The organism is Ligilactobacillus aviarius subsp. aviarius DSM 20655 (assembly GCF_001436315.1).
GTDB classification, from domain to species: domain Bacteria; phylum Bacillota; class Bacilli; order Lactobacillales; family Lactobacillaceae; genus Ligilactobacillus; species Ligilactobacillus aviarius.
This window is the reverse complement of the sequence record NZ_AYZA01000011.1, coordinates 133,715-154,758: the sequence shown is the minus strand read 5'-3', so window position 1 is coordinate 154,758 and position 21,044 is coordinate 133,715. Positions and strand designations below refer to the sequence as shown.

Annotated in this window: 16 protein-coding genes and 1 riboswitch; of the genes, 11 read left to right on the top strand and 5 right to left on the bottom strand. The window is 41.3% G+C overall.

Annotation, left to right across the window (positions count from 1 at the left end):
* Together FC33_RS02435 and FC33_RS02430 are read left to right on the top strand one after the other, a co-directional pair.
* The coding region (locus tag FC33_RS02435) for an LPXTG cell wall anchor domain-containing protein (protein WP_155519385.1) at nucleotides 1-1,322 on the top strand (1,322 nt) is incomplete at its 5' end.
* Nucleotides 1,323-2,091: 769 nt separating this feature from the next.
* Nucleotides 2,092-4,752 carry a YfhO family protein gene (locus FC33_RS02430; protein ID WP_057827034.1) on the top strand — a complete coding sequence of 887 codons (2,661 nt, stop codon included), beginning with the start codon at nucleotides 2,092-2,094 and terminating at the stop codon, nucleotides 4,750-4,752.
* Between the two features lie 30 nt (nucleotides 4,753-4,782).
* On the opposite strand, the gene FC33_RS02425 is transcribed toward FC33_RS02430, so the two are convergent.
* Entirely contained in the window at nucleotides 4,783-5,763 is a 981-nt protein-coding gene (locus tag FC33_RS02425) for a stealth family protein (RefSeq protein WP_162257609.1), read from the bottom strand.
* 201 nt (nucleotides 5,764-5,964) lie between these two features.
* Here FC33_RS02425 and uidA point away from each other — a divergent pair, with 201 nt between their 5' ends.
* The 7 genes from uidA to FC33_RS02390 all read left to right on the top strand — a co-directional run bounded on the left by uidA (nucleotide 5,965) and on the right by FC33_RS02390 (nucleotide 14,904).
* Complete coding sequence (uidA, locus tag FC33_RS02420; RefSeq protein WP_057827032.1) at nucleotides 5,965-7,731, top strand: beta-glucuronidase; 1,767 nt, start codon at nucleotides 5,965-5,967, stop codon at nucleotides 7,729-7,731.
* A 268-nt stretch (nucleotides 7,732-7,999) separates the two neighbouring features.
* Nucleotides 8,000-8,926 carry a phosphate/phosphite/phosphonate ABC transporter substrate-binding protein gene (locus FC33_RS02415; protein ID WP_057827031.1) on the top strand — a complete coding sequence of 309 codons (927 nt, stop codon included), beginning with the start codon at nucleotides 8,000-8,002 and terminating at the stop codon, nucleotides 8,924-8,926.
* A 23-nt stretch (nucleotides 8,927-8,949) separates the two neighbouring features.
* Nucleotides 8,950-9,714, top strand: a complete 765-nt coding sequence (gene phnC, locus FC33_RS02410) for a phosphonate ABC transporter ATP-binding protein (protein ID WP_057827030.1) — start codon at nucleotides 8,950-8,952, stop codon at nucleotides 9,712-9,714.
* Complete coding sequence (gene phnE, locus FC33_RS02405) at nucleotides 9,707-10,495, top strand: phosphonate ABC transporter, permease protein PhnE (protein WP_057827029.1); 789 nt, start codon at nucleotides 9,707-9,709, stop codon at nucleotides 10,493-10,495. Before phnC ends, phnE (FC33_RS02405) begins: the two co-directional genes overlap by 8 nt.
* A complete protein-coding gene (gene phnE, locus FC33_RS02400; protein WP_057827028.1) occupies nucleotides 10,496-11,281 on the top strand; it encodes a phosphonate ABC transporter, permease protein PhnE in 786 nt (261 codons plus the stop codon).
* A gap of 252 nt (nucleotides 11,282-11,533) precedes the next feature.
* Complete coding sequence (locus FC33_RS02395; RefSeq protein WP_057827027.1) at nucleotides 11,534-13,099, top strand: bifunctional metallophosphatase/5'-nucleotidase; 1,566 nt, start codon at nucleotides 11,534-11,536, stop codon at nucleotides 13,097-13,099.
* A gap of 17 nt (nucleotides 13,100-13,116) precedes the next feature.
* On the top strand, nucleotides 13,117-14,904 hold the full coding sequence (locus FC33_RS02390; protein WP_057827026.1) for an alpha amylase N-terminal ig-like domain-containing protein: 1,788 nt from the start codon (nucleotides 13,117-13,119) through the stop codon (nucleotides 14,902-14,904).
* Nucleotides 14,905-14,962: 58 nt separating this feature from the next.
* On the opposite strand, the gene FC33_RS08540 is transcribed toward FC33_RS02390, so the two are convergent.
* A complete protein-coding gene (locus tag FC33_RS08540) occupies nucleotides 14,963-16,606 on the bottom strand; it encodes a C40 family peptidase (protein ID WP_057827025.1) in 1,644 nt (547 codons plus the stop codon).
* A 232-nt stretch (nucleotides 16,607-16,838) separates the two neighbouring features.
* Here FC33_RS08540 and FC33_RS02380 point away from each other — a divergent pair, with 232 nt between their 5' ends.
* On the top strand, nucleotides 16,839-17,423 hold the full coding sequence (locus tag FC33_RS02380) for a uracil-DNA glycosylase family protein (RefSeq protein ID WP_057827024.1): 585 nt from the start codon (nucleotides 16,839-16,841) through the stop codon (nucleotides 17,421-17,423).
* A gap of 99 nt (nucleotides 17,424-17,522) precedes the next feature.
* Nucleotides 17,523-18,734, top strand: a complete 1,212-nt coding sequence (locus FC33_RS02375; protein ID WP_057827023.1) for a multidrug efflux MFS transporter — start codon at nucleotides 17,523-17,525, stop codon at nucleotides 18,732-18,734.
* A 28-nt stretch (nucleotides 18,735-18,762) separates the two neighbouring features.
* Here FC33_RS02375 and FC33_RS02370 read toward each other — a convergent pair whose 3' ends face one another.
* From FC33_RS02370 to FC33_RS02360, 3 genes are all read right to left on the bottom strand, one after another.
* The gene (locus FC33_RS02370) at nucleotides 18,763-19,305 is read right to left on the bottom strand and encodes a folate family ECF transporter S component (protein WP_057827022.1); all 543 of its coding nucleotides are present in this window, start codon (nucleotides 19,303-19,305) and stop codon (nucleotides 18,763-18,765) included.
* 52 nt (nucleotides 19,306-19,357) lie between these two features.
* Nucleotides 19,358-19,449: riboswitch (THF riboswitch) on the bottom strand.
* 130 nt (nucleotides 19,450-19,579) lie between these two features.
* Nucleotides 19,580-20,380 (bottom strand): metal ABC transporter permease, encoded by an 801-nt coding sequence (locus FC33_RS02365; RefSeq protein WP_057827021.1) that lies wholly within the window; start codon nucleotides 20,378-20,380, stop codon nucleotides 19,580-19,582.
* Entirely contained in the window at nucleotides 20,380-21,042 is a 663-nt protein-coding gene (locus FC33_RS02360) for a metal ABC transporter ATP-binding protein (protein WP_057827020.1), read from the bottom strand. The genes FC33_RS02365 and FC33_RS02360 overlap by 1 nt, the downstream gene beginning before the upstream one ends.
* Nucleotides 21,043-21,044: the final 2 nt, after the last annotated feature.

Sequence of the window (21,044 nt, the reverse complement as noted above, 5' to 3'; positions counted from 1 at the left end):
GCAAGAAGAGTTCAAGTATTAAGAGCTCATCAAGCAAGAAGTCAAGCTCAAGCAAGGTTTCAAGCAGCAAGAAGAGTTCAAGCGTAAAGAGTTCATCATCAAGTAAGAAGTCAAGTTCAAGCAAGATTTCAAGCAGTAGTAAGAAGAGCTCAAGCGTAAAAGCTTCAAGCAACTCATCATCAAAGAGATCAGCAACGGCTAAGAGTCACCGTGGTGGCAACCGTCCTGTAAAGAGCTCAAGTTTGAAGAGTTCAAGCAAGAAGTCAAGTTCAATCAAGAGTTCAGTAAAGAGCTCAAGTGAGGCATCAAGCAAGAAGAGTTCAATGATCAAGTCATCAAGTAAGGCTTCATCAAAGAAAATTTCAAGCTCAAGCGTTAAGTCAAGCTCAATCAAGAGTTCAGCAAAGAGCTCAAGTGAAGTTCCAAGCAAGAAGAATTCAATGATCAAGTCATCAAGCAAGACTTCATCAATGAAGGCTTCAAGCGAAGCATCATCAGTTGAATCAAGCAGTAAAGAAGTTGTAAGTTCATCATCAATGAAGTCAACAACAGCTAAGAGCCACCGTGGCGGTGCTCGTCCTGTAAAGAGCTCATCATCAGTTGAATCATCAAGCAACATCAATACTGAATCAAGTTCAACAATGAACACGGCTTCGGAATCAACAAGCAAGCCAAGCAAGGACACTGAAACAAGTGTGAAGGTACCATCAAAGGCTTCAACAATCAGTTACGTTGACAAATCAACTGAAAAGTCAGTTCCTGTGACTGTAAGCAGTGAAACGAACACAATGGTTGAAAGTTCAGTTTCATCAGCAGTGCGGACAGGATCAGGTTCGAGTTCATTTGGAAGCTCAATGATCAACAAGCCAACATTGGTATCAAGCTCAATGAACGTCCCAGTAACAAGCTGGTCAAAGGAAACTGTGAACGGAAGTTCAGCAACAACTGTTGGAACAACAGTGATCACATACTCACAAAGCGAAATTCCAAATACTAATAAGGAAAGCAACAGTGTGGTCAACAAGCCGACAGCCAACACGGCAACAACGCAAAATACAACTGTAATTAATAACAATCACAGTACAAACCAAGGCGGAGTGGCAGTTGTTGGAAATAACAATAACAACGGCAACAACGCTCAAGGTGGTCAAACAAATCAAGGCGGCCAAGCTGCTCAAGGCAACAAGAGTGGTAAAGGCAATGGCAACGGTCATGGTGAAGGCTTACCACAAACTGGTGAAGCAGCCGCAACCGCAGCAGTTGGCTTAGGAATCGCATTGATCGCAATTTCAGGAATCGTTGTTCTTGGAAAGAAGAATTAATTTCTTGAAATAAAGAAGAAGTCTTAGAGGTTATCTCTAAGGCTTCTTTTAATTGTTTTAAGAATTGATAAAATTTATTTAGATATTTTGGAATATCTGATAGAATAATTAAAGAGCCCCAAGCTGGTAGTTGAAGTTGAAGCTTGGAGCATAGTGAGTAAGTTAGTTATAGGGATAAGGTTAGAGTATTTATCAAACCCTATGCTTGTAATGATATACTCTTTAGGGTAATTAATCAATTTTATCAAGAGTAGATGATTCGGAATTCAAGCCGGATCATTTTTTATATCCGAATATTGAGTTATTGAATTTTTATTGGTGAAAACCCTTGAAGTACCAAGTTTGATTCATTAATATAGAAACGGCTTTCATTGAACAAACCGGTGCATTTATGCGAACTAAAACGTTAAATATAAAGTTATAATTCATATTTTAAAAATATTTTATAAATTTTAATAATAATTTGATTGTGGTCGGTATATCGTGATAAATGTTGAAATTACGGCAATTATTTTAAAGAAAGGCCAAAATTAGGAATTAAACAAAAATAAAGCAGCAATAATTACGTTCGATTATGCCAGAACATTCTGTGAATAATTCGTGAAGAAATCAAAATGAATTGATAAATCATCCTTCAAGAATTTAAAGGGTTAATTAAAATTAATTACACTGTTTGGCAGGTGTAACAGATTGTTTTATACTTAAAACGTTATGTAAATCAGGTAAGGAGTAAGGATCAGAATGAAATTAGTAGAAAAGAGGTATTTCGATGAAGAAAATAAGTAAAGAAAAACGCGAAATGATTATTCGCCGGACTTTGTACTTCGGATTACCTTTGATCATTATGGCGATTATCTATGCAATATTGCATGTGTATCCCTTTGGCAAGCTTTCATTGTTAACGTATGACATGGGGGAACAATACGTTGACTTTTTTGCGTTTTATAAGGATACATTGTTGCATCATCCAAGCCAGTTACTGTATTCATTTACAAATGGAATTGGTGGCGAAACATTAGGATTGTGGGCCTATTACTTATTGAGTCCATTTAATTTGATTTTGCTATTCTTCCCGAAGAGTATGCTGCCGGTTGGAATAATGATAATGACGCTGATCAAATACGGGTGTGCCGGCTTGGCGCTTGGCTATTGCTTAGAAAAGATGCACTGGACAGATCAAAAATGGATTCCGGCTGCAACGGTTTGCTATGCTTTGATGGGATGGATTTTAGCCAATGAATTTAACATCATGTGGCTTGACGTCTTAGTTCTTTTACCGTTTATCTTATACGGAATTGAAAAGATTTTTGATGAAGACCGGTCATTTTACTATACGATTTTCTTAGCATTAACGCTGTTTATTAATTTCTATATGGGATACATGGTCTGCATTTTTGTAGTTTTGTATTTCATTTGGACAGCTGTTCGCAAGTGGCAAAATTGGAAAACATTTGGGAAGAGAGCAGCTCGGTTCAGTATCAGTTCGCTTTTAGCGGCCGGATCCGTTGCCTTTCTGCTTTTACCAACGTATTTTGATATTACGAAGAGTAAAGGGGTTTATACCCAACAAACGATTCAATCCGTGATTGAATATCAACCATGGAAGATGCTCAGCAAATTCATGATTGGAACGATCAATGATAATCAAATTCAAAACGGTTTTCCTAACCTGTTTGTTGGCGCCTTAATTATCGGTGGCTTTATTTTGTACTTCTTAGCAAAGAAGATTCCGTGGAGAGAAAAAATCACGGCCGGGTTAGTCTGTGTCTTCATGTTCTTTGCAATGTGCTGGCAACCGCTTGATCTGGTATGGCACGCTTTCCAATATCCGGTATATTATCCATATCGGTTTAGTTACTTAGTAAGTACGTGGATGATTTTACTTGCTTTGCGGGGATTCGCGAAGGTCGGGAAACCAAAAATTTATCAGCTAGCAATTACGTTTATCATTCCGGTAATTTGCTGGATTGTTATCTTTATTAATCGGAAGAAGTTCAACTTCTTAACGGTTCCGAATGCGATCGCCACCTTGATTTTCTGGATCGTAATTTTTGGAATTATGACCTGGATGTTAATGGGCTGGAACAAGCAAATCAAGAAGCTTAACTTGCAAATGTTGGCTTCAGGCTTAATGCTTGTTTTAATTGCGGCTGAATGCGGGATGAACGGGTATCAAACGATCAAGAATATTCCGGGCGCTAGCGAAGTTAGTTACACGAATTTTGTAGCCAATCTCGACCGTGATATTGCGTGGATCAATAATCAGGATAACGGGCATACGTTCTACCGGATCGGCAAGACTTTCCAACGCAGTGAAAATGATTCACTGAATGCTGGATATCGCGGATTGTCAGGATTTACTTCAACGCAAAATGCGGCAGTTACAAGTTTCATGAATTCGATGGGGCAACCAAACTACCTTGGAAAGGAAAATTACACGGAAGGAACGTTGCTGACCGATTCAGTCATGGGAGCTAAGTACTTCCTTGCGCCAACTGATCAGTTTGATAATTTAGTTAAAAATAACAACTGGGTTACACCGGCAACTTCATACCGGCCGGATATTTCGTTCTATGGTCCGGTCAAACAAATTAATGGGGTAACGATTTATCAGAACCCGTTAGCATTATCGGTTGGGTTTGCAGCCACAAAGGATGTTTTGTCATCGAAGAATAACTTCCCATCAAGTGATTTTACGGCGGATAACCAAAGCTATCTGTTGAACACGATTGCGGGAACTCATCGGCAATACTTTGATAAGGTTGGCTATTATACTAAGATGACTAACTGTACATTAGATGGTGGGGCCAACGGTAATTTGATCACCACTGACCCGAACCAACCATCAACTTATGAAATTCAGCTGAAAAATGTCGGGGCTGAACCATACTACATTCAGTTAACAACCGGAATTGTTTGGAACTCGTCGATCACGATCAACGGCAATAGTATGCCAGGAATGGGAAATGGCTCGCAACCAACGTTATTTAATGTTTCAGCCAATACTCCTGGACAAGATGTTACGATCGATATTAATCCAAATAACGGCAAGACGATCGATTTGAATGATCTTGAGGTTTATAAATTTAACCTTTCAGCATTTGAAAAGACGATCTATTCTGTAATGAACAATCAATGGAAACTAACTCATAATGGCCGGTTGCAATTACGGGGCGACATTGATATTCCACATGATAAAGACGTGATGATGACCACGATTCCATTTAACAAGGGATGGAGCGCCAAGGTTGATGGGCAAAAAGTTAAACCGCGGGAAGCCTTTGGAACGTTCTTAGCAATTCCAATGACTCCGGGACGGCACCATGTAACCTTGTCGTTCTGGCCACCGCTATTGACCCTTGGAATCATTGTAACTTTGATTACCTGGGCAATTTTAGTGCTGTGCTGGCGGTATGAAAAGAAGAAATAAAAGAAACGCTGTGATTTGAATCACAGCGTTTTATTTTTCAAATGAAGATTTTTGATCAAACTTTTCATTCAGGATCGATCGTAACTGGTGAATATTTTGATCGAAATGATGAATGTTACGGTCGTTCATGCAAATGGAAAAGTATTTCTCATCATTTACTGCTTTGCGAATATCCTCAAACTGTCCGATTTCGAAGTACCGGTAGCGTTGTGGTGAAGATGGAATGAAGTTTCCCGTTACCAAGTTATAGTACCGGACGATCCATTCAGAAATATCATGATTTCCCCGAACGCGGTGCGTGATCGTTTCGTGGCATTCAGTCGGGAAAACATTTTCAACAACGGTTTTAAACTCAGATTTCAAATATGGTTGGACACAGTGCCGGTTGTAAAAGCCAGTAAAATGCCGATAGAAACAGCTTCCCAATGAACGAACGATTTCAATTCCATAGTGAAGATTAAGGTACTTGCTTCGCAATTGCTTAAGCACCTTGCGCTTGTTGAATTGCCGGTTAATAAGCATCATCGTATTCATTAAAATATAAGCGAAATCCTCGTTGGGGGAGATTGGCGATTCAATCAGAAAGTCCCGTGGCTGACCGTCAACAAAAAAGTCTTCTGGCTTTGCAGGCCGGGTAAACAGCATATCATCCTCAATAATCATAAAATGTTCGCTAAGATTGGGAATCTTATAAGCATTCATCAAGATGGCATTTGAATTAAATGTCGGGAGAAATTGATGATCGATTATTTCGCGATGATCGATCACTTGAACGTGCGAGTTGCTTGAATCTAACCACACTGGCACCTGATTATCAGTAATGAGGTAAATTTGATTGATCCATGGAAGATACCGATCAATGCTGCGAAACAAATATTTCAAAATTTCCCAATCGCGGAATCGTTCACCGTTAAAATCCTTAACTGAAAGATAAGGGGCTGCTTTTTGCTGCCATTGGGGATCCTCTCCGTTAACCCAAGGGATGACAAGATCAATTGGCCCGTTTTTCACATTAATCATCCTTTATCAAATAGTTAGTTACTCCGTATAACCCCTTTGTCCACTGTATGATACAAAATCCGAAGGCCGAAATTCAAGGTGTTTCACAGTTTCTTCTTACTATATTAAAAAGAATTTTGCATTTAAAAAATTAACTTTGAAATCGTTTTATTTTACAATAAAAGTATCTTAGTTAATAAAGAAGGTTTTTGAATGCTTTATCCAGAATCAAATGAATGTCGGATGTTAACCAGTCTTGATGGCTTTTGGAATTTCAAGGTTGAAGAGCAGCCGATTGATCCCGCTCAACCGTTGGCGAATTCAATTACGATGGCTGTGCCGGCATCGTTTAATGATCAGGTAATTGATCAGCAAATTCGCAATCATGACGGCTATTTTTGGTATCAAACAACGTTTAACGTTTCAAAAATGCAACTGGCACAACGCAATGTCTTACGGTTTGGCTCGGTTACTCACGAAGCAACGGTTTACGTAAATGGCAAGCAGGTTGGTCATCATCAGGGCGGGTTTACGCCGTTTGAAATTGAACTTGATGGGCAAATTCATCCTGGCGAAAACGACCTTAAAGTCCGGGTTTCAAACCTGTTAAGCAATAAGACGATTCCGATTGGAAAACTGACGGAAGAAAATGGAAATTACCATGTAGACCCGAACTTTGATTTCTTTAATTATGCCGGAATTCACCGCCCCGTTAAACTTTATACAACATCGCGAATGGCCCACATTGACGAGATCGTCGTTAAGTACGATACGGATCTAAAGCAAACAACCGTTAATCCGGAAGTGAGGGTTACCGGAGATTTTGACCAGGTGGTTGCTGAAATTCTGGATGAAGATGGAAACCGAATCGAACGGGTTCAGGGAAACTCATTGAACGAAATTCAAAAAATGGTGATCAGCGATACGCATTTGTGGCAGCCGATGAATGCTTACTTGTACCGTTTAAAAATCAGCTTGTTGGCTGAAGGCGAACTGATCGATACGTACACGCAGGAATTTGGTATTCGAAAAGTCGAAGTCAAAAATGCTGGGATATATGTTAATGACCAGCCGGTTTATCTTAAGGGATTTGGCCGGCATGAAGATTTTCCAATCATTGGCAAGGGGATGAACCGGGCGGTGATCAACCATGATCATCAAACAATGAAGTGGATGCATGCGAATGCTTTTCGAACATCGCACTACCCATACTCTGAAGAAGAAATGCAGCTTGCAGATCGCGACGGTTTTTTAGTGATCGATGAAGTCCCGGCGGTTGGATTATATGCCGGCTTCTCGGTTTCAATGATGGGGCAGAAAGCAGCAAATACTTGGAAAATAATGCAAACAATGGATGCCCATAAACAGGTTATCCAAGAAACGATCACGCGGGATCAGAACCACCCATCAGTTATTATGTGGTCGGTTGCCAATGAACCGGCAAGCCAGCAAGAAGGCGCTCACGAGTACTTTAAGGAAATAACGGACTACACCCGTCAGTTAGATTGGCAGCATCTTCCACTGGTGGCACCGAAAATTGCATCAGCAACGGTTGACGTTGATTTGACGGGTGATCTGTTCGACGTGATCGCATTGAACCGGTACTACGGGTGGTACATTGATTTTAATGATTTAGCCCAAGCCAAATCAGACTTGATGACTGAACTTCGAAAATGGCACCAGAAGTTTCCGGATAAACCAATTCTCTTTACAGAGTTTGGGGCTGATACGTTAAGTGGAATGCATTCGATTAACCGGGAGCCGTATTCGGAAGAATACCAGCATGATTATTATCAGATGAACTTTGATGTCTTTGATCAATGCGATTTTGTTTGCGGCGAATTGTTATGGAATTTTGCGGACTTTGCGACTCCGGCCGGATTGATCCGGGTCGATGGAAACAAGAAAGGAATTTTTACCCGTGACCGGCAGCCAAAACAAATCGTATATGATTTAAAGAAACGCTGGGGAAATAAATAGCTTAGAGATTGAAAATTTAAAGACGAGGTTGTGATTGAGGACGCAACCTCGTCTTTTTCTCATAAAAATAGCAATAATTATCCGTTATTTTATAAAAATTTAATATTTTGGCAACGATTAATCAGGAATTTTCTAAAAAATGTAAAAGAAAAATTCTCTATTTTGAAGAATTTTATCAGCTAAAAGCGAACTATGAAAAATTGTATTGCTTTTATAATTTGCGTTTTACTATAATAAAACTGACGAAATTGAGAAAAGAGGGATTTTAATGAAGAAGATCAAGAAAGTTTTGCTTTCGCTTTTTGCAATTTTAGGATTAATAACGATGACCGCCGCTTCAAGCGTTCACGCTGACGGCGATTATACTCCGAAGCATTTAACGGTGGAATTCGTTCCATCATCAAATGCGCAAAAGATGTCGGCACGGGTCAAACCGCTTGCTAAGTTATTGGAACAACAATTACACATTCCAGTAACGGTTACCGTATCAACGAACTACAATACGATCGTTGAAGCCATGGGTTCGAAGAAGGTTGATGTTGGTTTCTTGCCGCCGGATGCCTACGTTCAAGCTCACAAACAATACGGTGTTAAGGTTCTTTTGCAAGCTCAACGGTTTGGTTACAAGGAACCGGATGATCAACAAACGAATCAACTTGTAAATTACTATCGTGCTCAAATCGTTGTTCGGAAAGGCAGCGGAATCAAGAATCTCAAGGATTTGAAGGGCAAGAAGATCGCGGTTCAAGATACAACTTCAAGTTCTGGATGGGTATTCCCAGTTGCCTGCATGGAAGAACACGGGATCAACATTAACAAGGATCACATCCAAACTGTCCAAGTTAAAGGTTATGACCAAGCCGTAATGTCAGTTTATAACGGCAATACCGATGCCGCCTTCATTTTCCAAGGCGCACGGAACCTTGTAAAGAAGGACGCTCCAGACGTTATGCAAAAGGTTGTTCCGATTTACACGACCCCAAAGATTCCAAACGATACAATTTCAGTTCGCGGCGATATGAGTGCGGCATTCCAAAAGAAATTGATCAAGGCCTTCCAAAACATTGCGAAGTCAAAGAAGGGGCACGCAATTATTTCAAGTGTTTACCAACACGAAGGATATGTTCCAGCAAAGGACAGCGACTTTAATACTGTTCGGAAGTACGACAAGATCGTTCAAAAGATCAATCAGTAATTTGGAAAGGTTGAACATTTTTTATGGAAGAACCGTTAATTGATATTCGAAATGTCAGCAAGGTATATGACAGTGGAACTGTTGGCCTGAAAAACATTAATTTAACAATTAAAAAAGGTGAATTTGTGGTCGTTGTTGGGTTATCAGGGGCCGGCAAGAGTACGTTGTTGCGGACGATCAACCGGATGCACGACGTTACGGACGGCGATATTTTGATCGAGGGGAAGTCGATCATTCACTACAAGGGCAAAGAGCTGCGGAAGTTACGGCGGAAAATCGGGATGATCTTCCAAAACTTTAATTTGGTAAAACGGTCATCCGTTCAACGCAACGTTTTATCCGGAAGAGTTGGTTACTACTCAACGTTGAAGTCCGTTCTGGGGCTGTTTTCAAAGGAAGACAAGCAAAAAGCGGTTGATGCGTTGAAACAAGTTAAAATGGCTGATAAGATCTATTCCCGGGCTGATGAACTTTCTGGCGGTCAGCAACAACGGGTCGCCATTGCACGGGCGTTGATGCAGGATCCGAAAATCATGTTAGCCGATGAACCGATTGCTTCGCTTGACCCGTTAACAACGAAAGCCGTAATGGATGAATTGAAGGAACTTAACCGGAAACTTGGAATTACGGTAATTGTCAACTTGCACTCCGTTCCACTGGCAATGCAATACGCTGATCGAATTGTCGGTTTACGGGCAGGACAGTTAGTTTACGATAAGCCGATTGAAGAAGTTCAAGAAGCAGACTTTGATTCAATTTATGAAGGAGCGGCAAAGCAAAATGAATGAAGTACCGAAAAGAACGTTTGCGCAGCGGTTCCATCTTAAGTTTGTCGCATGGTCAGTTTTGTTTATCGTCCTGCTTTGCGGTTCAGCTGCGTTAACAGGAGTTAATTGGGGAGAATTTTTCAGTAATATTGGTCAATTCTTCAGTTTGATCGAGAAGATGGCGCACCCGGATTGGAAATATGTTCAAATCGTGATTCAACCCGTAATCCAAACGTTGCAGATGGCGATCGTTGGAACAACGATTGGGACGTTGGTTGCAGTGCCATTTTCAGTCGTTGCAGCGCGTAACCTGGTTAAAAATCCAGTAATCCGCGGAATAATTCGCTTTATCTTGAACCTTGTTCGGACACTTCCTGATTTGTTATTGGCGGCCATCATGGTTGCAATCGTCGGGATTGGCCCGAGTGCAGGGGTTTGGACATTGGCAATCTTTTCATTCGGGATGATTTCGAAATTATTTTATGAATCGATCGAAACGATTGACAATGGCCAGCTTGAAGCTTTACGAGCAGCCGGAGCAAACTATTTTCAAATTATCGTGTTTGCCGTTTTGCCGCAGGTAATCGAAAACTTTATCAGTTACTTCCTTTACACGTTTGAAATCAACGTGCGGGCATCAACGGTTTTAGGATATTTAGGTGCCGGCGGGATCGGAATGCTGTTGCAGCAGTCACTGGATTCCTTTGATTACAGTCAAACGGCGGTTATTATCATTGCAACGTTAATTGTTGTTCTGGTAATTGATGGATTAAGTAATTATTTACGGGAGAAATTGGATTAAATGGTTAAAGCATCGAAAAATAGAAAATATGATTGGATATTCTGGGTGATTTTAATCATTGCGGTATATGTGTGGGCAATTCTTGGAATGAATTTGTCCGGAATCCAATCATCAGCAGTTGAAGTTACGAAATCAATCTTTAATGGAATTTGCCATCCAGATTGGCATTACGTCTATAACGGCAGCGGCGAAGACTTAGTATCGCTGATCATTCAAACATTGGCGATTGCGTTCCTCGGGACGTTTGTTTCAGCATTCTTGAGTGTGCCGTTTGCTTTCTTAGCTGCCCGGTCATCAAAGCATCTCCAAGTCCGGTCCAAAATCGGAAAGTTTATTCTGGTATTTATCCGGACATTTCCGGAAATCGTGCTTGCGATCATGTTCATCAAAGCGGTTGGCCCGGGCGCATTTGCCGGGGTGCTAGCCGTTTCGATCCACTCGATCGGAATGCTGGGAAAGCTCTTTAGTGAATCATTGGAAAACATGGATCACGGGGCTGAAGAAGCAATTTTATCTGTTGGCGGAACGAAAAGTGATGCCCTTTTCTTAGCAACGTTGCCGGATATTATGCCGCAGTTCCTGTCATACACTTTGTACCGGTTTGAAATTGCGGTTCGTTCGGCTTCAATCTTAGGAATGGTTGGTGCTGGCGGGATTGGGACGCCATTGTTGTTCGCAATTCAAACCCGGACATGGAGTCGGGTCGGCATCATCCTTTTAGGAATCGTTGTGACGGTTACGGTGATCGACTGGATCTCAGGAACTTTGAGAAGAAAACTTGGTTAAAAATAGAAGGTTGCGATGTTAGGCGCAACCTTTTTGCTATCTCCGCATAATCGGGTTCCAAAACAAACGAGCTGCGTGGAAGGACGCAAACCTCCGAATCTATGCTGACGCGATTCGTTCGCTTTTCTACTTCCACCACGCTCGTTTTGAACGTTTTGTCACACCTTCATTTTTTTAACGTCTTTACTTTATTTTTAATGATCGAAAAGGGTAAAATTAGGTTATAAGTAAAATTTGAGAAGGAGTGTCGTCATGAAAATTAAGATCGTATCAACAAGTGATGTTCACGGATATATTTATCCCACGAATTTTACAAGTCGGAATGACTATCATGGATTAGGCTACTTAAAAGCAGGCGCAGTTATTGAAAAGATTCGGCGCCAAGCAGAACAAGACGGGGATATCGTATTATACGTTGAAGACGGGGATTTTGTTGAAGGCTCGCCGATGACGGATTACGCATATCAAACCTGTGATGAAAAGCACTATAACCTTGATCTGGTTAAGATGGTCAATCACCTTCAAGCAGACGTTGGAATTTTAGGCAACCACGAATTTAATTATGGCCCAGACTATTTGAACCCAACGCTTGCAGACCGGAATTATCCAATTTTAAATGCCAATATGCAAGAAGGAACGGATTACCATATTATCGATGCTCCTTATAAAATCATTGAAAAGAACGGGGTTAAGGTCGGGGTTCTCGGACTGACAACGCAATACATTCCGCATTGGGAACAACCTGATCATATTAAAGGTTGGAAATTTGAACCAGCATTAAAGGCTGCGCAAAAGTACGTTCCTGAACTGCGGGAAAAGGCTGACATCGTTGTCGTTGCATATCACGGCGGATTTGAACGCGACTTAGCAACCGGCGAACCAACTGAAAGTTTGACCGGCGAAAATGAAGGCTATCAATTATTGACGGAAGTCCCAGGAATTGATGCGTTAGTTACCGGACACCAACACCGCCAAATTGCGGAAGTGGTTAATGGAATTCCAACGACTCAACCAGGATTCCGTGGCGAAAAGGTTGGCTGCATTACACTTGAATTGAATGATCAGAAACAAGTCATCGGTTCAAAGGCTGAACTGATCGATACGGCTGATGCGGATGAAGAAATGTGGATGAATGCCCTGACTGCTGATTGGCGCAATGATGTTGAAGACTGGCTTGATCAAACATTGACGACGATCGATGGTGATATGGAGATCCATGATCCGATGCAAGCCCGGCTGCACGGTCACGCTTACCTTGACCTGGTCAATAAAGTTGAAATGGATGCCACAGGGGCTGACATTGCCGGAACTGCTTTGTTTAACGATGAAGTTACCGGATTAGGTCATGAAGTTACGATTCGAAATGTCATGAACAGCTATGTTTACCCGAATACTTTAGTCGTTGAAAAGATCACTGGAAAGGACCTTAAGGCGGCGTTGGAACGTTGTGCATCATTCTTTGAAGTTGGCGAAGATGGCAAGCTTAGCGTTTCAAAGGACTTTTCATACCCGAAGATGCAGTTATACAACTACGACTACTATTCAGGAATTGATTACACCTTTGATTTACGGCAACCGCAAGGCCACCGGGTAACTGAATTGAAGTATCACGGCAAAGATGTCCAAGATACCGATGAATTAAACGTTGCGATCAACCAGTACCGGGCTGTTGGCGGCGGTGACTATCCAATGTACAGTATGGATAAAATGGTCAAACAGGTTGAAAACGAAATGCCGCGGATGATCATTGCATACTTGCAAAAGCACCCTGAAATCAAGGCAGTTCAACCAACAAATTTAAAAATTATTATGAAATAAAAGCGAGGAATTAGTTTATGGAAAAGGCGGCAATTTATCACCGCCCGGAAAGCGAAATGGCTTACTTGGCGGGCAAAAACCAGTTTCGGATTCGGCTTCGGACCAAACATGCGGATGTGTATCAGGTCGAAATTATTTATGGAAGACTGGATCGCATTAAACAGCAAAAACTGGCAGCTGACAGTGAAGATATGGAAATCATCCGGCCGAACGTGGAAGCAATGCAATGTACCTTAAAGACGGATTTGTATGATTACTGGGAGATCACGATTCCAGTTAAGGTTCGGGAACGGACCCAATATCTTTTCCATTTGATTGGCGATCATGATGGTGAACTGCTTTATGATGCGGTTAACGTCCGTCTTTACATGGCTGATTTTTTGGAAAAGGCAACCCCGTTTAACACCCCATATTATCAAAACATGTTTTTAATGCATTCCAATCCTGAATGGACGAAACACACGGTATGGTACCAGATTATGCTTGACCGGTTTGCTGATGGTGACGAAAACAACGAACCGCTTGAAAAAGCCCGGTGGGATCTTGATAAATCAACGGCGACGAACTTTTATGGTGGTGATTTGCAAGGAGTGATCGATCATCTTGATTACCTTGATGAACTTGGAATCAACGGGATTAAGCTTTCACCGATTTTTGCATCATATTCGAATCAGAAAAACGACCCGGTCGATTTTTATGATTTGAGCTACATGTTTGGTTCAAAAGAGCTTTTCCGCGAGTTTGTCCAAAAGGCTCATCAGCACGGAATGCGCGTAATGGTACAGCTGCCGCTTGACCGGATGAGTGACATGTCGCTTCAGTGGCAAGATGTTCAACGGCTGGGAGCACAATCACGGTTTGCAAGCTGGTTTAAGGTTCGACAATTCCCGGTCCAGATTCCAAGTGAAAATGAAGACCCGGATAAGTATTACTTAACGATTGACGGCAATATTCATATGCCGAAATTAAACTTGCAAAGCCCGGCGGTTCAGCAGTATTTGCTGGAAACTGCCCGGTATTGGATCGAGACGTTTGATATTGACGGCTGGGAAATTTTGAATGCTGACGAGATCGACCAAACATTTTTGAATTTAATGACCCAACAAATGCACAGTATCAAAGCTGATTTTGTTGTCATGGGTCAATATCAATACTTACCAAACGGTGATTTAGCCAAGGACTACATTGATAGTGCGAATAACGTCGATTTTTATACGATCATGCATGACTTCTTCGTTACACATCAGTTAAGCGTTACGGAGATGATTTCGCAAATCAACGATGCGTTAATGAAGAATACCGTTTATACGAACCAAACGCTGATCAACGAGGTTGAAAGTTTTGTAACTCCGCGGTTGATCAGTGAGTGCAACGGCGAAGAAGATCTGGCGCGGGCAATCATTGCATTTACTTTTATGCAAATTGGAATTCCATCGTTCATGTATGGTACTGAAGTTGGAGTAACTGGTGAGAACGTTCCAACGAACCTTGCACCGATGAAATGGAAGGATGAAGAACAATCTTCGTCAATGCTACAATTTATGAAAAATGCGATCGCGATGCGGCGGGAATACGCTAATTTATTAAATGACGGCACCCTTGAATGGGGCCAGTTAAGTAATAAATACCGGTACTTTACGCTGACCCGTGAATATGATGGTCAAAAATTATTCTGTCTGTTTAATTTCGGATATGGAAGCGTGAAGGTCGTTATTCCGCAAAATTCCGAAGTTGTCTTGAGTCAAAACTTAATGGAAGATGAAAATAAAATTGCTCAAAATGGATTTGTGATTTTGAAAGTTTAAATCAAAAAAATAGGCTGTGACGAAAGTCATAGCCTATTTTAATAATTAGTTTTTAATCTTACAATCGAACAGCGAATGATGGTTGGAAGTATTGAGTGCTTCCAATTGAAACGCTTTGGCCTGGTTCTGGAGCGGCAATGTATTTACCATTACCAACGCAGATGGCAACGTGGTATGCAGAACCTTTGTTACCCCAGAAGTATAAGTCGCCTGGTTGAGCTTGGCTTACAGGAATTTGAGTACCGCAATTTTCTTGTTGCGTTGTTGTCCGTGGTAAGCTCTTGCCAAAGTGGTTGTATACATATTGAACGAAACCTGAGCAGTCGAAACCGCTTGGAGTTGTTCCGCCGTATACATATGGAACCCCAATGAATGATTCAGCATATGAAACAACGTTGTTTCCACTGCCTGTCCGCGTTGTTGAACTTTGTTGTGCTTGCGAACTTACTTGAGCAGCTTGGTTATTGTTATTGTTGTTTTGTTGTTGATTGTTGTTGCTTTGAGCAGCTTGTTGGTTGTTAGCTGTCCGAGCTTGTGGAGCAGCAGCTTCACGAGCTTGAGGTGCTTGTTGTTGTGAACTTGCTGAGCTTGCTTGAGCTTGTTGTGATGAAGATGAAGCAGCTGCAGGGTTCTTAGTTGGATTATTAATAATCAAGCTTTGACCAACTGTCAATGAGTTTCCTAAGTTCGGGTTAGCTTCACGCAATGAAGCAACTGATACACCGTATTCTTGGGCAATTGCGTAAAGTGAATCGCCTGACTTAACTGTCGCAGTTGTGTGGTTAGCAGCGATGACTGCTTGCTTTGAACTGCTTTGTGAGCTAACTGATGAAGCAGGAGCTGCAGAACTTACAGATGAAGCAACTGAAGTTTGTGAACTTGAACTGCTTGCAACTGTTTGTTGTGAAGCGCTGCTTGAACTTACTGAAGCTGAAGAAGCAGAACTTGAAACTGGAGCTTGTGAGCTTGAAACAGTTGTTGCTGATGAGCTTGTGACTGCTGGAGCAACCTTTGAAGTTGCAACTGAACTTGTTGCAGGTTGTATTTGGGTTGCAGATAAAGCAGGAGCTTGTGAGCTAACTGATGAAACAACTGGAGCTTGTTTTACAGTGCTTTGAACAGCTGGTGTGCTCTTAACGGTTGATTGAGCACTTGGTTGTTGAGCTTGTTGAACAGGAGCTGCTTTTTGAGTTGTTGAAGCAACTGAAGCTTTTGCAACTGGTGCTTGTTGTTGAACTGGTTGTGCAACTGTCTTAGCCGGAGCAGGCGTTGCAGCTTTAGCTGGTTGTGCAACAGCTTGACCGTCAACCTTTAATGTTTGACCAACATAGATCAAGTTTGATGTTAAACCATTTAATTGTTTTAAGTGGCCAACGCTTGTATTGAATTTTTGAGCGATTGCCCAAAGAGAATCTCCAGATTGAACAGTATATGTATGTGTATTGTTCTTTGGAGCTTGTGCGTCCTTATTTGGAATTTGTAAATTTTGGCCAACATAAATCATATTGGTATTTTGATCAATGTGGTTTAATTGTTCAATTGATTTAATTGAAACTCCAAACTTTTGAGATAAGGCCCACACAGTGTCGTTTTTAACGACGTGGTGAACAGAGTCAGCATTAACAGCAGTTGCAGCTGAAGCTAAGAATAATCCAGCAGCACCTACCGTTCCTGCGACGATTTTCTTTGCTGTTTTCTTCAAAAAATTTCACTCCTATAACTATATAGACTTTAAAAATACACCCGTATTATATTTTAAAGGGCTTTACATAATGCGTCAAATTATCAAAAGTACATATAAAAAAATTAATGCAATTAAAACGCTGGTCTAATGCAGTTTGAAGCCGTTAACATAATCTTCATAATTTACAGTTCTGTTACATCTTTATTTTTTTACTATAATAAGGGTGATTAAGGATTTTAGGAGGAGAAAAATGGAAGATCAGTTTCAAAAGATTTTTGAAGAAATCAAAGCAGATCCAATGAATCAAGAATATACGAAAAAGGGAATCGATCCGTTATATTATGCTGACGCAGATGCCCGGATTTTGATCGTCGGTCAGGCTCCGGGACGAGTCGCTCAAGATACTCAAATCGTATGGAATGATAAAAGCGGCGATCGGCTTCGTGATTGGATGGGAGTTAGCCATGACGAATTTTACCATTCAGGTAAGATTGCGGTTCTTCCGATGGATTTTTATTTTCCAGGAAAGGGCAAATCAGGCGACCTGCCACCGCGGAAAGGTTTTGCTGAAAAATGGCATCCGCGGTTGTTAGAAGCGATGCCGAATTTGAAATTGACATTACTGGTTGGAAGTTACGCCACCAAGCATTATTTACACCTTAAAAGCTCAGCGAAACTAACGGATGTTGTTCATAATTACCAGGATTATTTGCCACAATATTTCCCGTTGGTTCACCCTTCACCGCGGAATCAATTATGGATGAGTCGCAATCCGTGGTTTGAAGAAGAAGTTTTACCAGATTTAAAACACCGAATTGATCAATTCTTGAGATAGTTTTCTGAAAGCTCACCGCAAAAGTTAGCTTTTTTCTGAAAAGCGTGTATAATAGTAAGTTATGAATTTACTTACAAATAGTTAGAATGAGGTGAGACTTTGAAAGCAAAAATCCCAGAATGGAAACAGAATTTGCGGGTTCTTTGGTTTGGAAACTTTATTGTTGGAATGGGATTCCAATTGATCATGCCGTTTATGTCCTTATACATTAAGACGTTAGGACATTTTAATCGGATGCAATTGAATCTTTGGAGCGGAATCGTTTTTTCAGCAACTTTTTTAGTTTCATCATGGATGGCCCCGATTTGGGGAAAATTTGCTGATCGGCACGGCCGCAAGAAAGTGATGCTGATTTCGGCTGCCGGCATGGGAGTCATGATGGCTTCGATGGGATTGGTTGCTCATGTATGGCAGTTAGCTCTTTTGCGGTTACTCCAGGGATTCTTTGCCGGATACGTTGCGAACACATCAGCGCTGATTGCTTCTCAAGTTCCAAGCAAGCATAGCGGGAAAGCATTAAGTACCTTGTCGACCGGGACAACGGCCGGAATGCTTCTCGGACCATTATTCGGCGGAGCAGTTGCCGGAGCGTTCGGTTATCGGGTAACCTTTTTCTTGACTGGGCTGGCATACGCAACGGTATTTACGTTGACCCTGTTTTTTGTTCACGAACGGAACTTCACGCCGGTTTCAAAGGAAAAGACGCTTCCGGCCCGCGAATTGTTTAAATCGCTTGAATATCCGCAAGTCATTATTGGAATGTTTGTTACAACGTTGATCATTCAGGCTGGAAATAATTCGATTTCACCAGTCATCAGTTTATATGTTCAACAATTATTGCATGGCGGCCATAGTGTTGACATGGTTAGTGGAATCATCGCTGCTTTGCCGGGGATTGCAACGTTGTTTGCAGCTCCGTTGTTCGGAATATGGGGTGATAAAATCGGAACGCAGAAGATTTTGCGTGGCGGTTTGATCTTTGCAATGTTAGTCTACATTCCACAGGCCTTTGTAACGAATGTCTGGCAGTTAGGAATTTTACGGTTCTTAGTTGGAATTTCAGATGCGGCATTGCTTCCACAAGTTCAGACGTTGTTAGCTAAATATTCGCCGAATGAATATTTAGGCCGGGTATTTAGTTATAACCAGTCAGCGCAATTTATGGGAAACATTTTTGGCCCATTGATTGGTTCAACGGTTTCAGGAATGTTTGGCTACGGTGGCGTGTTCTTATCAACTGCATTTCTAGTTTTGATCAATATTGGATGGGTTCACCACAGTACAAAAGGAATTGATGCGAAGAAAGCATAAAAAATGGTTGGCAATCGCCAACCATTTTTTATTTTGCAATTTGAGTTTTCGACACGGCCTTTAAAATCAGAAGGTCAACGGCTGCCTGGATCGGCCATGAAATAATTTCTTTAGGAACCCGCACAGCCAACAAAGCGGTCAGTGCCATGTGATGCGGGGAAGTCATGCTTAAGATATAAACCCACAGAGTCGTAAAAATAACGTTTGAAATTAAGATTTGAATAAATTCATATAAAAAGACCCGTTGCCAGGTAACTTTCTGGTGGTAAAGAAATGCACCGGCGATGATTCCACTGATAAATGCGGAAAAGGTAAATCCGGGAAAGAAGACTCCGCCGGAACTGAATACGGTGTTGGAAATAATATCAACAAGAACGAGGATCACACCGCCAAGCCACGGACCGGTCAAGTAACCGATCAATGCCGTTCCAAGAAAACCAATTCCGATTTTTAAAATGGCGGGATCGCCGATCGAAATTTTGTTAAGAACGATCTGGATCGCAATCAGCAGCGCAGACATTGTAACGGTCCGAACATCGAGTTTCGGACTCTTCCAAGATAATTTTTTCATCAAAAAAGCCTCCCAAAATCCACGGGGGAGACACATACACCAGATGAATTTTATGGTGAATGCGGATATAAATCGCCCGTTATGGTTCTGCCAAAGTTCACATTCCGTTCCATTGGCCATTTACGAGATATATCCTACCCCTGTTGTGACCTATTCTAACACTTTAAAAAATGAAATTCCATATAAAATTTTGATATAAAAAAATAATGTTCACATATTAGTGAACACTATTGCTGTTTTTACTTTTGATTAATCGAATTATCTTGATTAAATATTAATTATGATGGTCGCTGATTTTTTGCTTTAAAATCGCACTGCCATAAATCAACGCTTCAATGACCGTGATAAAGAAACTGACCGGCCAGTTCGTTAAATAACTTAAATATAATCCGATCCAAATTCCGGTGATTGCGAAGATGAAGGTCAGGCCAATCATTTTCCATAATGAATGCGCATAGTATTTAGATGCGGATGCCGGAATCGTAAGCAGAACGAAAATCAGCAACGCACCAATGATCTGCGCCGTAATGCTGACGGTCAACGCAAGCATTAAAAGGAAGAGGATTGAAATCAACTTGTTATACCGTTGATTATATTCAGAACCTTGGGCATCAAAGGAATTGAAAGCTAATTTCCGGAAAGTAAAGAAAATCAGAATCAATAAGAAGATGCTCAAGCAAACGAGATCACGCAGGTTAGTAGCATCAATGCCGACGATGCTCCCAAACAAAATGCTGGTTGCGTAGTTGGCTTGTTTATCAGAAAGTGACAGGAAAAGCACTCCCAGGCCTAAGAAAATTCCTGAAAAAACACTGATCGATGATTCGCGCCGGCTGACTTTTTCACCTGAAAAGCCGATAAATAACGCACTGCAACAGGTGAAAAGCAACATTCCTGCAAGCGGTGAAATGCCCGCAAACACGCCAAAACTTGCACCTGAAAAGCCGATTTCAGAAAGGGTGTGGGCAAAGAATGATGTTTGCCGGGCGATGACGAAAACGCCCATGACAGCACAAATTAATGCGATAAATATTCCAGCAATGAATGCATATTGCATAAAAGCATAATTAAACATTAATTTTCTCCTTTCTTCATTTTAGTCATCGTTGCGGTTTGATTTTCAAGGTGCAACTCGTTATCAGCATATGCAGCGATCAGTTCCGGATCGTGGGTGATAAAAATCACAGTTAAATCATGATTTTGCATGATCGATTTTAACAGCTGCAACAGAAAGTGCTTGGCTGATTGGTCCAGGTTAGCAGTGGCTTCATCCAAAATTAAAAGCTGCGGATCAGCGCACAATGCTTGGGCAAGGTAAGCCCGTTGCTTTTCACCGCCGGAAGCTTTTCCTAAAGGCCGCGCTTGGATGCGGGCCAATTTTGTTTCGTCCAGAATTTCACGTAATCGTTGGTTCATCGCTTTTGAATTCCATGGAAGAATGCGATGTTTAAATCCTAAAGCAACAAAGTCATGAATGTTAAGAGGATATTCATCATCAATATTGCGCAATTGCGGGACGTATTGAACCTTATCGCGCGGAATTGCAAATTGCGCATGAATCGTTGAATTCCGGTTAAGGTCCTGAATTAGATGCTTGATCAAAGTTGATTTACCAACGCCGTTTTCACCCGTAATGCACGTTAATTCATTGCGCGGGATTGCAAAGTTCAGGTTTCGAAAAAGCGTTCGGTCAGGGACTTTAATATCTAAATTTTCAACTTCTAAGATTGGTTGCATAT